11 protein-coding genes are annotated in these 13,877 nt (G+C 35.0%); 3 read left to right on the plus strand and 8 right to left on the minus strand.

Annotated features, from left to right (window positions below; genetic code table 11):
• Positions 1-20: 20 nt before the first annotated feature.
• From ACTCAF_RS00095 to ACTCAF_RS00120, 6 genes are all read right to left on the minus strand, one after another.
• Entirely contained in the window at positions 21-1,073 is a 1,053-nt protein-coding gene (locus tag ACTCAF_RS00095; RefSeq protein WP_463061262.1) for a branched-chain amino acid ABC transporter permease, read from the minus strand.
• A complete protein-coding gene (locus ACTCAF_RS00100) occupies positions 1,070-1,954 on the minus strand; it encodes a branched-chain amino acid ABC transporter permease (RefSeq protein ID WP_463061263.1) in 885 nt (294 codons plus the stop codon). Before ACTCAF_RS00100 ends, ACTCAF_RS00095 begins: the two co-directional genes overlap by 4 nt.
• The gene (locus tag ACTCAF_RS00105) at positions 1,955-3,853 is read right to left on the minus strand and encodes an AMP-binding protein (RefSeq protein ID WP_463061264.1); all 1,899 of its coding nucleotides are present in this window, start codon (positions 3,851-3,853) and stop codon (positions 1,955-1,957) included. It lies immediately after the preceding gene.
• A complete protein-coding gene (locus ACTCAF_RS00110) occupies positions 3,844-4,626 on the minus strand; it encodes an ABC transporter ATP-binding protein (RefSeq protein ID WP_463061265.1) in 783 nt (260 codons plus the stop codon). Before ACTCAF_RS00110 ends, ACTCAF_RS00105 begins: the two co-directional genes overlap by 10 nt.
• A 137-nt stretch (positions 4,627-4,763) precedes the next feature.
• Complete coding sequence (locus ACTCAF_RS00115) at positions 4,764-7,157, minus strand: DUF4388 domain-containing protein (RefSeq protein WP_463061266.1); 2,394 nt, start codon at positions 7,155-7,157, stop codon at positions 4,764-4,766.
• The gene (locus tag ACTCAF_RS00120; protein ID WP_463061267.1) at positions 7,147-7,914 is read right to left on the minus strand and encodes an inositol monophosphatase family protein; all 768 of its coding nucleotides are present in this window, start codon (positions 7,912-7,914) and stop codon (positions 7,147-7,149) included. The genes ACTCAF_RS00115 and ACTCAF_RS00120 overlap by 11 nt, the downstream gene beginning before the upstream one ends.
• Positions 7,915-8,125: 211 nt before the next feature.
• Here ACTCAF_RS00120 and pyrR point away from each other — a divergent pair, with 211 nt between their 5' ends.
• The 3 genes from pyrR to ACTCAF_RS00135 are packed head-to-tail and all read left to right on the plus strand — an operon-like array spanning position 8,126 to position 10,872.
• Positions 8,126-8,662: a bifunctional pyr operon transcriptional regulator/uracil phosphoribosyltransferase PyrR gene (gene pyrR, locus ACTCAF_RS00125; RefSeq protein WP_463061268.1), complete on the plus strand. Its 537-nt coding sequence runs from the start codon at positions 8,126-8,128 to the stop codon at positions 8,660-8,662.
• A 9-nt stretch (positions 8,663-8,671) separates the two neighbouring features.
• The gene (locus ACTCAF_RS00130; protein WP_463061269.1) at positions 8,672-9,592 is read left to right on the plus strand and encodes an aspartate carbamoyltransferase catalytic subunit; all 921 of its coding nucleotides are present in this window, start codon (positions 8,672-8,674) and stop codon (positions 9,590-9,592) included.
• A gap of 11 nt (positions 9,593-9,603) precedes the next feature.
• Positions 9,604-10,872, plus strand: a complete 1,269-nt coding sequence (locus ACTCAF_RS00135) for a dihydroorotase (RefSeq protein WP_463061270.1) — start codon at positions 9,604-9,606, stop codon at positions 10,870-10,872.
• A 207-nt stretch (positions 10,873-11,079) separates the two neighbouring features.
• Here the strand turns inward: ACTCAF_RS00135 and cimA are convergent, their stop codons facing one another.
• Complete coding sequence (gene cimA / locus ACTCAF_RS00140; protein ID WP_463061271.1) at positions 11,080-12,657, minus strand: citramalate synthase; 1,578 nt, start codon at positions 12,655-12,657, stop codon at positions 11,080-11,082.
• The gene (locus ACTCAF_RS00145; protein ID WP_463061272.1) at positions 12,647-13,876 is read right to left on the minus strand and encodes an aspartate kinase; all 1,230 of its coding nucleotides are present in this window, start codon (positions 13,874-13,876) and stop codon (positions 12,647-12,649) included. The genes cimA and ACTCAF_RS00145 overlap by 11 nt, the downstream gene beginning before the upstream one ends.
• Position 13,877: the final 1 nt, after the last annotated feature.

Consider the following 13,877-nt stretch of genomic DNA (forward strand, 5'->3'; position numbering starts at 1 on the left):
TAACTTATAAGTTAAAATATTTAATATGAAAAAGGCCACAATTTAAAATAGGCCTTTATCAAATTCCACCTTCTCACAATCCCTTCTGGCTCAAACAACAAAAACAAAATTATCACAATTCCAAAAGCAGCTTCCCTTATTGAGGCAAATGCCTGAGTTAAAAAAGGAAAATTTGATGTAAATTGATCTGCTACAAATCTTAATATTTCAGGTAAAATGGTAATAAAAATGGCACCAAAAATACTTCCAAGAATTTTGCCCAATCCTCCGATAATAATCATAGAAAGATACTGTATAGAAACTCCAATTGTAAAATGCTCGGGAGTAATAATTGTAACGTAATAAGCCCACATTGCCCCTGCAACGCCAGCATAAAAAGAGCTTATTCCAAATGATAATATTTTGTATTGGAAAATATTTATCCCCATTGCCTCAGCGGCAATATAATTATCCCTTATGCTTAAAAAAGCTCTGCCTATTTTTGTCCTGACGATATTTTTGGCAGCAGTTACAAGAATAATCGTCAATAAAAGTGCAAAAAAGTAGAATTTAAAATCGTTGTCAAGATGTATATTGAAAAAATTGGCATAATCAAGTGAAAGACCTGTAACCCCCCCAGTTATACTTTCTGCCCTTATGAAGACAAATTCCAGAATAAACTGCGCTGCAAGAGTTGCAATTGACAGATAAAGCCCTTTTAATCTCAACGAAGGTATTCCAAAAACCATACCTACCAAAGCAGTAATAAACCCTGCAATGGGGATAACAAGAATAAAATTTAGTCCAAACTTATTGGAAATATACCCGGCGGCATAAGCACCTACACCTACAAAAGCACCCTGACCAAGGGAAATAAGCCCAGTTATCCCTGTGAGAATGTTAAGGCCTACTGCACCAATAATTGCTATCATAATAATATTTAAAAGGTACAAAAAGTAATCGTCTATAAAAAACGGCAGTATAAAAAGAAATACTAAAAAAGAGTATATCGATATTTTTGAAAACAGAGACTGATATATTTCAGTATCTTTTTTATAGCTGGTCTTAAAATCGCCGCAATTTGTATAATTCATACTTTTTCCACCTCAACAGTACCAAAAAGACCGTATGGCTTTATCATCAAAATAACAATCATAAAAATAAACGGGAAAACATCTTTTGCTCCTCCGCCGATAATCGGGTCAATATAACCGCCTGCAATGTTTTCCAGTATACCTATTATAAGACCTCCCACAATAGCGCCTAATATACTGTCAAGCCCCCCCAGGATTACCACGGGGAAAACTTTGAGTCCAAATTGTGAAAGGCTGGTGTTGATCCCATTTATATTACCTATAAGAATACCGCCCACACTTGATACAACAGCAGCTATTGCCCAGGAAAGTGCAAATATCCTTTTGACATCTATACCCATTGAAAGAGCAGCCTGCTGATCACTTGCTACGGCTCTCATAGCAATCCCAACTTTTGTCTTTTTAAAAAAAACAGAAAATATAATGAGAAAAACTGCAACAGAAATAATTGAAAAAATATAAACATAACTAATAGTTATGTTTCCAATCTCAACTGGTTCTTCCGAAAAAATCTGCGGAAATGTTTTTGTGTCAGTTCCCCATATAAGCTGAACCAATGATTTAAAAACAGACGATAAACCTATGGTAAGCATAATAATAGAAATAATCGGCTCACCAATCATTTTTCTCAAAAATATTTTTTCAACCAAAAATCCGAATATAAACATAAATAACAGCGTAACAAAAAACGAAATAACGAAATTTAATTTGTACTCAACAGTAAGTTGCAAACATATATATGCCCCTACCAACAATAGCTCCCCCTGGGCAAAATTCACCACACCTGTTGATTTGTATATTAATGTAAAGCCGAGAGCTACAATGGCATAGATACTTCCTATAACAACTCCTGCAACCAAAATCTGTATAAAAAATTCCATTTACAGCTCCATCTTATAAATTTTCATATCTGTATTGATTGTCTTTTCTCTACCATCCTGCAATTTTATTGATGCAGTGATATTTTTAACGCTGACATCCTCATACATAGCATCGATAAGTTCTTTATATTTTTCATTGATAAAACTGCGTCTAACTTTCCTTGTTCTTGTAAGTTCTCCATCGTCCGGATCAAGTTCTTTGTAAAGAAGCAAAAATTTATTTATCTTATGCTCCTTTTTTAAAGTGTCGTTTACCCTTTTTACCTCAGCTGCTATGAGGGAATATACCTCATCTTTGGATGATAAATCGGTGTATGTGGAATAGGCTATTTTATTTTCCTCAGCCCATTTCCCCACTATACCCATATCTATATTTAGTATTGCAGTTATGTAATCCCTCTTATCTCCAATAACTACCGCCTCCTTGACATAGGGGCTAAATTTGAGTTTGTTTTCAATAAATTGAGGTGAAAACATAGAGTCATCAGAAAGATACATTAAATCTTTTTTCCTGTCTATCACCACAAGTTTACCATTTTCATCAAAATAACCTGCATCACCTGAGTATAGCCACCCATCTTTCAATGTCTCAAGAGTCACTTTTTCGTCTCCATAGTACCCCATAAAAACGGCATCACTTTTGGAAATAATCTCATTATCTTCAGTAATCTTTATCTCTGTACCTTCAATTGGAATCCCTACCGATGTAAAATCAATATCATCACTTCTATGAATACATGAAATCCCTGAAATTTCAGTTTGTCCGTAAATTTGTTTTAAATTTACTCCAAGGGCATGGAAAAATTTAAAAGTATCAGGCCCAAGAGCTGCACCACCTGTGATTGCACTCCTGATATTGGAAAACCCAAGACGCTCTTTTAGCTTTCTGAAAACAGCATAATAAGCAAGTTTATATTTTATCTTCTGTAATAAAGTTAGATTCCTCTTTTCAAATTTGCTTTCGGCAAACATGTAGCCAACTGGTAAGCATTTATTGTAAATCCATTTTTTAAATTTACTTGCATCCATTATTTTCATCTGAACAGTTGCTGCCAAATTTTCCCATACCCTTGGCGGCGAAAAAATAAGATTTGGACCAATCTCTTTCATATCATTTTGAACTGTATCGTGGCTTTCAGGAAAATTTACTTTAAAGCCATACATCAGTGCACTTGCAACAGACATCATTTGCTCACCAATCCATGGTAAAGGCAAAAAAGATACAAATTCATCATCCGAATATTTAGGGTCCGCTTTCCCAAGGCTTCTGGACATGAAAGATAGATTTTTATGGCTAAGCATCGCAATTTTAGGGAATCCTGTTGTGCCGGAAGTAGTGCACATTACAGCCACGTCATTTAAATCAATATTTTCCATCATGCCTTTGTAAAATTCTTCAATTGACTTAACTGAGATATCTTTTTCAACAATATCTTTAAAGTATACAAGTCTATCATCACTATATTGATACATCCCCTTTTTATCATAGTAGATGATTTTTTTTACTGAAGGGACGTTTTCAACTACTTCAAGTATTTTATCCACCTGCTCCTGGTCTTCTGCAATAACGACCCTGGCATTTGTTTTTTCTAAAATATATTTAACTTCACTGACAACAGAATCCTGATAAATCCCTACGGGATAAGCTCTTAAAAGTTGAGTAGCCAGTTCAGATACAACCCATTCAGGTTTATTGTCACCGACTATAGCAACAGTATCCTGGGCTTTGACACCTATATCTGTAAAATAAATTGCTACTTTTGAAACAAAATAAAGGTAATCTTGCCATGTATATTCATTCCAGATTCCATAGTCTTTTTCACGAAATGCAACTTTTTCAGGGTGCTTTTTGAAATTTTCATAAAGATAGACGGGCAATGGCTTTAATTTTATATCCATTTTTCCTCTCCAAGATATGCAGAGATTACCCTTTTGTCTTTTGCAACCTCTTCAGGTAACCCTTCACATACCTTTTCCCCAAAATCAAGAGCCATCACTCTACTTGATAAATCCATAACCACATTCATATCGTGTTCGATAAGGATAACAGTAACCCCCATCTCTTCATTAATATCTATAATATATCTTGCCATATCTTCGGTTTCTTCGCTATTCATGCCTGCCATAGGCTCATCAAGCAATATAAGCTCTGGCTCAAGGCAGAGAGCCCTTGCAAGCTCTACCCTTTTCTGAATACCATAAGATAACTCAAAAACATGTTTTTTTCTGTAACTTGAAAGATTTAGAAAATCTATAACCTCTTCAACCCGTTTTCTGTGAATAACTTCCTGTTTGAGGGTTTTACCAAAATAAAAAATCGAAGAAATGAGGCCATAATTTAAAAAATTATGCCTTGACAACATAAGGTTATCAAGCACGGTCATTCCTTTGAAAAGTTCCAAATTTTGAAAAGTCCTGACCAATCCCATTGTAGACCTTTTATGAACAGGCATTTTTGTAATATCTTTGCCCTTGTATAATATCTTCCCTTTGCTGGGAAAATATATACCGGTTATTGTGTTTAAAATACTGGTTTTTCCTGCACCATTAGGGCCTATAATTGAAAAAATTTCACCTTTATAAACCTTGAATGAAACTCCTGCGATTGCAAGTATCCCACCGAAGTTTAAATATACTTTATTGACGTCAAGAATAATGTCGCGATTTGCCATTAATTAATCCCTTAAAGCAATTATTATCTGTTACCTATCATTACTATACCGTTGATTATTATTAATGACTTTATATCTGATTAGTTAAGTTTAGTTAACCAGAATTTAAGTTTAATTAAATTTTGTTTAATTTTGCTTTATTTTAAATTTTTTAACTTTTGCTGATAATATGATATTTTTTTTACTTGCTCCGGAAAAAGTGTAAACGCCTTACCAATCACCCTGTTTGCTTCGGTTTCATATTTTAATTTTATTGCTGCTTCAATATATGCAAAGTAAATCTCACTATCTTTAAAATCATCCAGATTAATTTCTTTAAATATTTTAAAACCTTCTTTTGTTTGTCCGGATTTAACAAGAGCAAATGCATAGTAAGCCTTTATCTCATCATCATAGGGGAAATTTTCATAAGCCTTTTTGAATGCATCAATACTGTCGTAAAGTTTACCCATATTGAGGTATACTTTACCGCTGCTTAAATACTGCTCTGCCGCAAAAATTTTCTTTGCATCAATCCTTGAACCCGAACTATTCTTATCTTCAGGGTTTGATATCAAAATATCGTAAGCAAATTTTATTGTTTCAAAAATTTCGTTTGCGATCTTTTTGGCATTTTCATTTTGAAAAAGATCAGGATGATACTGTTTTGAAAATTTGAGATACTTTTGTTTGATATCTTCTATATCAAGTTTATTATTGGTAACCCCAAAAAGCTCATGAGGTGTTTTTTTCTTAATATTATCAAGAAACATTTTCAAATCTTCTATCTTCACCTCTTCCCTTTCAACTTCTCTTACATATCCAAGTTTAAGCAATATGTTCAACAAGGCCACAAAACCGGTATCAAGACCTTTCAACTTGTTATGAGGAAAAATTCCATCAACAAATTCTTCAATCAGCAATTTTACACAATTTATACCGCCAAATTCCTCAAGAATCTTTTTTGAATCTTTGACAAGCTCGTAGTTTTTTGAAAAATCAAGCTCGTTTTCAAAGTAAGCTTCATTGTTAAAAACGGCAAATGCTACCATATAAAGCAGATTAAGCTCTATTGAGACATCATAAGGGAAGGTTTTTCCATGAATAAATATGGCAGAAATCGGTTTGTGCTTAACGACTTCATAAAATATCATACTTGAGTATACTTCAAAAATACCATTTAGATCACTACTAATAATAGCTTTTTCATCAATAAGATATTGAATTATTTCACCTACATCTTTTCCGCCTGAAAACTCCATGTTCAATTTTCCTGACTCCACAAGATAGCTTTCCAGAGAATATTTATCGGTGGATGAGTATATAAATTTAAGCTTCCCTCCTGAAAAATATGCTCTTGCTGAAATATTTGTGGTTATTATCTCCATTTCACCGGTAAGTTCTCTTGAATATGCGTTAAGAAATGAGTTTAATACGTTTAGAGTCAAAAGCTCGGTTTTATTCTCTTCCCTTTCTTTAAGCAATAACAATCCAAATTTGTGCAATTTATCTATTATAAGATACAGTTCATACCTTTCAATACTTACAACCTTTTCCAGCTGAACCACACAAGGATACTCATCGATTCTTGACAAAACAAATCCTTCAGTGGGTGTAATATATATTTTATCGTCCAGAAATTTTAACCTGTTTAATGCAAAACAAGAATTATCACCGCCAAACTTTTTGTAAAAATATTTTGTAATGAAAATCTTCAGATTGTCATAAAATTTTGTTACCTGCTCCCCTTTATACCCTTTTGAGATTATACCTTTAATTTTCTTATAAGATTCATATATTTTTCCTTTGTTAAAAAGTTCAAGTGCCACAAGAAATTCGAGTATAGGGTCATTGATTGTACTTAGGGTTTCATCATCCTTTTCAGTAATTATCCTGTAAACCTTATTTTTAAGCCCTTCATAAATTAGTTTGTATGTGGAAAAATAATCTCCCCCTTTCAAATAAACAACTTCTTTTACAGTTTTTTCACCGTCAAAAAGTCCTATCTTATCTTCATCTTCATTAATTACCGTTATTACAGAATTGTCATTGAAATAACGAAGCATGTTTTTCATTTCGTCACTTCTTCTAAGTCCTTCCATTAGCAGTGCATCAACAGAAATTTCTGTGGAAGTATTCAACTGCACTTCTCTCTCTCTAAAATTAAAGTATCCGTTTTTCCAGGTCAAAAGATAATATGTTATCTCCTCAATCTGATATGAGATTGCCTTTTCGAGCTGTTTTTTATCAATAAATTTGTTTTCAAGAAAAATTTGTCCCAGAGGTTTTCTATTTTTTTTCTGAATACTCAAAGCCTTAATAAGTTGAGCCTTAGTTATCATCCTATATCTAAGTAATATTTGACCCAATAAAAAACTTGGGTTATTGGAGCTTGCATAAACTATTTTCCCTTTTCTGAAAATCAGATTAACATCTTCGCTTTCGTGTTGAATAAACAATTCCCCCGACTTATTTGCCATGGAAATCCATTGAAAGACATCAGAAAGAGGCATAGATACAAGATCCCCTACAAGCCCTTTCTTAGAAACCATTTAGCACCTCAATCAATTCATTGTGTATATTTTTGTTTGTTGCCAAAATATATTCACTATCAAATAAATAATCATCCCCTTTTAAATCTGTAACCAGTCCGCCTGCCTCCTTGACAATCAAAACACCTGCTGCCACATCCCAGGGCTTTAGTCCACCTTCATAGTAGCCATCAAAACTCCCCTTTGCCACATAACATAAATCAAGAGAGGCTGCACCTGCTCTTCTTATTCCATGAGAATTTATAAGTATATTTTCAAGCTTGCCCAAAATGTCTTTTCTGTTTTTTTTCACAAATTCATAGGGGAAACCTGTAGCTATGAGGCTGCTTACAAGTTTTTTCTCCTTTGAAACCTTTATAGGAATATTATTTAAGAATGCGCCGCCACCTCTTTTGGCATAAAACATCTCCCCCAATATTGGATTATACACAACCCCTTCAATAGGAACCATATCTTCATAAACGCCGATAGAAATTGCAACAAAAGGGAAACCATGAACAAAATTCGTTGTGCCATCTATGGGGTCAACAATCAGACATTTGCCATCAAGATCAAGACTGTCAGAACTTTCCTCTCCAATAAACTTAAATATTGGCAGATGCTTATGAAAGTATTTCTTAAGAAATACTTCAATTTTTACATCTGTCTCAGTTACAAGGTCTGCAATCCCCTTATTGGAAACGTTTTTGGATTTAAAAAAATCCTCTTTCAAAATTTCACCGGCCTTTTTTGCACCGTTTATCAGTATATCTTTCACTTAACACCTTTTTTCTGTAATATTATATGTTAACAATTAGATATAAAGTTGTAAACTTTTATTTATAAAATTTTCAGTATTTTTATTGACACAATGAAATTATCTATTTAATATTGCCGAGGGTTGAAGATGAAAAAAAACTGTGAAAATAAAAATATGAGCCTTCCAACGAACTGTTGGGAGGCTTTTTTTTTAAATTCAAGGAGGTAAAATGAGAGAAAAAGAAATTTTAAATGCTCACGAAATTGATGGTATTGTAACAAGATTGTCATTTCAGATTATAGAAAAATGTCAAGATTTGTCCAATATGAAATTGGTTGGCATTAAAAGAAGAGGTGCAACTCTTGCTGACAGAATTGCGAAAAAAATAAACGAGTTTAAAAAAACAGAAGTAGATGTCGGTTATCTGGATATTACACTTTACAGAGATGACCTCTCTGAAATATCCGATTTTCCTCAAATACTTGGCACAGAAATAAATTTTGATGTAAAAAATAAAAACATTATTCTTGTAGATGATGTTATTTATACAGGCAGGACAGTAAGAGCCGCAATGGATGCAATCACCGACCTTGGAAGACCTAAAAAAATTATTTTTACTGCACTTATCGACAGAGGTCACAGAGAGCTTCCAATTCAACCAGACTTTACCGGGAAATATGTGCCTACAAGCCTTGATGAAAAAATAAATGTATATCTTAAAGAGTTAGACTTAAAAGATTCAGTATCAATAGAAAAAATGAAGTAGGAGCAAATTATGGCATATGTCAGAAAAGATTTGGTGGGATTGAAAGATTTATCCAAAGATGAAATACTGTTTATTCTTGACCAGGCTGAAAAGTTTAAAGAGATTAATCAACGTGATGTAAAAAAAGTCCCTACATTGAAAGGAAAAACAATTGTCAACCTATTTTTTGAACCTTCAACAAGGACACGAACTTCATTTGAAATTGCAGGTAAAAGGCTTTCGGCTGACACCATCAACTTTACATCATCTTCAAGCAGCACTACTAAAGGTGAAACCCTTATAGATACTGTAAAAAATATCGAATCTATGAACTCTGATATTTTTGTGGTAAGACACGCCTTTTCCGGGTCAGTAAAATTTATCGCAGAAAATACGAAAGCCGCTGTTGTAAATGCAGGGGATGGTACAAATGAACACCCCACCCAGGCTTTACTTGACCTTCTTACAATCAAGGAGCATAAGAAAAAACTTGAAGGGCTTAATGTTGCGATAATTGGAGATATAACACATAGCCGTGTGGCAAGGTCAAATATATGGGCAATGAAAAAAATTGGGATAAACATAAAACTTTTTGGGCCAAAAACGATGTTACCAAAAGAAACTGCTCCATTTGACAGCTATATTGCAAAAAATCTGGAAGACGCCGTGGAAGATTGTGATGTTATAATGATGCTGAGAATACAAAAGGAGAGAATGTCGAGTGTACTCTTGCCATCGGATAGGGAATATGCAAAGTTTTTTGGGCTGAATAAAAATAAATTAAAAAAAGCCAAAAAAGATGCCATTATTATGCACCCTGGACCAATAAACAGAGGTGTAGAACTTAGCAGTGAACTGGCCGATTGTACTCAGTCTGTGATTTTAGACCAGGTTGAAAATGGTGTTGCCGCAAGAATGGCTGTCTTATACATATTATCAAACAATATTTAAGGAGGGTATGAATGAGCTTGTTACTTAAAAATCTTAAAATCGTAAATCATGATAAAATACTTGAAAATACAAACATTTTAATAGAAAAATCCCATATAAAAGCAGTAACCGGAGAATCGCCAGAAGCAAAAGAGATTATTGATCTTAGTGGATTTTACGCTGTACCAGGCCTCATTGATATGCACGTTCATTTCAGAGACCCCGGGCTTGAATATAAGGAGGATATTTTTTCAGGAAGCAAGGCTGCCGTTGCTGGTGGTGTTACAACCTGCCTGCCAATGGCAAATACAAAGCCTGTAAATGATAACTCTGCCATTACGAAGTACATGATAGACAAATCTAAACAATGTGGTTTAATCGACCTTTATCCTGTAGGTGCTATTACCAAAGGGATGAAAGGTGAAGAGCTGACAGAGATGGGGGATATGTTGGAGGCAGGAGCCATTGCATTCTCTGATGATGGGCTGCCTGTCATGAACAGCGAGGTGATGAGAAGAGCTCTGGAGTATATCAAAACATTTGATAGCTTTATTATAAGCCACTCTGAAGACAAACACCTTGCAGGAAAAGGTGTTATCCATGACGGTAAAGTAGCTACCATAACAGGTCTTAAAGGGATTCCTGCTGAAGCTGAAGAAATAATGATAATCAGAGATATTTTACTTGCAAAATTAACCAAAAGCCGTATCCACATTGCCCATGTAAGCACCAGAGGTTCACTCAAGCTTATAAAATGGGCAAAAGAAGAAGGAATAAATGTCACCTGTGAAGCTGCTCCACATCATTTTACATTTGATGAAAACTCACTGCTTGAATACAACACAAATTATAAAATGAACCCGCCATTAAGAGAGCCAGAAGATGTCAAAGCAATTATTGATGGTCTCAAAAGCGGACTTATCGATACAATCGCTACAGACCATGCTCCCCACCACATTGATGAAAAGTTTGTGGAGTTTGATTTAGCAGCTTTTGGTATTACAGGTCTTCAAACACTTATCCCTCTTACATTAAAACTTGTAAAAGAAAATAAACTGACATGGCAGGATTTTGTAAGGCTTACCTCCTATACCCCTTCAAAAATTTTAAACCTTTCAGACAGGGGTGAAATTAAAGAAGGTAAACTTGCCGATATTACAATTATAGACCCTGTTTATACTTACATATTTGATGAAAAAACAAATAAATCAAAATCTGTTAACAATCCTCTTTTTGGAAAAGAGCTTACAGGAATCGCAAAACTCACAATAAAGAATGGTAAAATAGTCCACAAAATATAAGAAGCCATCCATTTGGCTTCTTATATTTATTAATACTAAAAGATTACCCTCTCAATAATTCTTGTTTTTCAGATATAAAAAATCCCGGCCATGCGCTTCAAGAGGGGAGGAGGGAAGAAGCATAGGATGACCGGGCCAATTGGAATTCTTTTTTATAATATCCTGTGTAAATTTGCAAGTATTTTTACATAAAAATTTAAAAATACCCTATTTGTAAGCATCCTTAAAAAGCTTGTACTCGATAGAATCTACCAGTGCCTGATAACTGGCATCAATAATATTGTGAGCAACCCCAACAGTGCCCCAAGTATCCACATCATCTTTAGATTCTATCAAAACTCTTGTTAAAGCCTTTGTACCATCCTTGCCGGTAAGAATTCTTACCTTAAAGTCCACAAGACTCATATTTTTCAAGTTTGGGTAAAATTTTTCAAGAGCCTTTCTCAAAGCCTGGTCAAGGGCATTTACAGGACCATTTCCGATTGCAGCGGTGTGTTCTATTTCACCCCCTACTCTGAGCATAACGGTCGCTTCTGCAAAAGGAGGCTCCAGTGCACTCCTTTTTTCATCTATAACCCTGAAGCTGAGAAGGTCGAAAAATTTTGTAAGACTACCCATGTGTTTTCTGACAAGAAGCTCAAAAGAAGCTTCAGCACCTTCGTACTGAAATCCTTTATTTTCAAGCTCCTTCAATCTTTCAAGTAATACATTCAATTGAGGATCATTACTGTCGATATCAAGTCCAAAATCTTTTGCTTTATAAATAAGATTACTTTTGCCTGACAAATCAGATACCAACACTCTCTGTCTATTTCCCACTAGTTCAGGTTCAATATGCTCATATGTTCTTGCATTTTTCAGAATCGCACTTACATGCACACCGCCTTTGTGTGCAAATGCTGACCTGCCAACATATGGCTGATGTATATTGTGCTTCAGGTTTCCAAGTTCATTTATAAGTCTTGATACAGACCACAACTTTTTTAAACTTTCTGATTTTACGCAATCATACCCGTATTTAAGCTGCAGGTTCGGTATTACGGAGCAAAGGTTGGCATTACCACACCTTTCCCCATAACCATTAATTGTCCCCTGAACATGGACAATGCCATTTCTCACAGCAAGTACAGAATTTGCAACCGCACATTCACTATCATTATGGCAATGGATTCCAAGTGGATAATCTCCGGTTTCTTTCTTTACAGCTGTAATAATTTCAACCAGCTCATCAGGCATCGTTCCGCCGTTTGTATCACAAAGTACAAGGCAATCCGCCTTCGCATCCATTGCCGCTTTCAGCGTTTTTAATGCATATTCAGGGTTTGCTTTATATCCGTCAAAAAAATGCTCCGCATCATAAAAAACTGTGTCAACTTTTGACTTGAGATAAGCAACAGAATCATTAATTATCTCAAGGTTATTATCAAGCGTTATCTTCAACGCCTCAGTTACATGCAAATCCCATGTCTTGCCAAATATGGTAACATTGGGAGCACCGCTTTTCAAAAGAGCCTGGATATTTTCATCATTGCTGCACTTTCTTTTTGCTCTTCTTGTACTTCCAAAGGCTGCAATATGCTTCAGGTCAACCTTTGACTTTTTTATCTCTTCAAAAAACTCAATATCTCGAGGATTAGACCCGGGCCATCCCCCTTCAATATAGTCTATCCCAAAATCCACAAGGACTTCAGCTATTCTTACCTTGTCCTTGACAGTAAAATTGACATCCTCAGCCTGTGTACCATCTCGAAGAGTGGTATCATATAAAAATATTTTACGAGACACTATCTCCCTCCGTTACAAAAGCTTCATGCAGCACTCTTACTGCAAGCTCTGAAAATTTTTCATCTATAAGACAGGAAATTTTAATTTCACTTGTAGATATCATCTGAATGTTGATATTATTTTCAGCTAAAATTTTAAACATTTTTGAAGCAACCCCGGCATGACTTTTCATACCAACACCAACAATAGATACTTTAGCGATATTTTCATCGCTAACAACCCTCTCAGCACCAATTTTATCACTTACAACCTTACAAACATCCATAGCTCTCAAAAGATCAGTCTTTTGTACTGTAAAAGATAGGTCTGTTCTGTCCTGTAGACCAACATTCTGAATTATCATATCCACATTTATATTCTGCTTAGCAAGCTCTCCGAAAATCTCGGCTGCAATCCCCGGCCTGTCAGGTACACCTACAATTGTTATCTTAGCTTGATTTTTATCGGATGTTACTCCTGAAACAATAACTTTTTCCATATCTTTATCCTCCTTAGTAACCAAAGTACCTGGTTTTTCTTCCAATGATGATAACACCATTATATCTACGTTATATTTCATTCCAAATTCGACACTTCTTGACTGCAAAACTTTTGCTCCAAGTGAAGCAAGCTCAAGCATCTCTTCATAAGATATTTTATCAAGTTTTTTTGCATTTTTGACAACTCTTGGATCAGCAGTATATACTCCATCAACATCGGTATAAATTTCACACACTTTTGCATCAAGGGCTGCAGCAATAGCAACTGCTGTTGTGTCAGAGCCACCTCTTCCAAGGGTAGTAATGTCACCAGTTTCTGGAAAAATCCCCTGAAAACCTGCAACAACACAAATTTTACCTTCTGCAAGAGCCTTCCTAAGTCTTTCAGCTGTAATTTTGACAATCCTTGCAGCAGAATGTGCACCGTCAGTTATCATTCCAATCTGAAAACCTGTAAATGAAATTGCATCATAGCCCATCGTTTTTAATGTCTGAGCAACAAGTGCGATACTTACCTGCTCACCTGTGGATACAAGCTGATCATACTCCCTCAAGTCATACTTCGTTGTTATTGATTTTAGCAAATTTATCAGTCTATCCGTTTCGCCTGCCATTGCAGAAACGGTTACTACCACATCATGCCCCTGCTCTTTTTTCTTGGCAATAATTTCAGCTACATTTCTAATTCTTTCCAGGCTTCCAACACTTGTACCACCAAACTTCATTACAACAATGCTCATC

It is taken from the genome of Deferrivibrio sp., assembly GCF_055117995.1.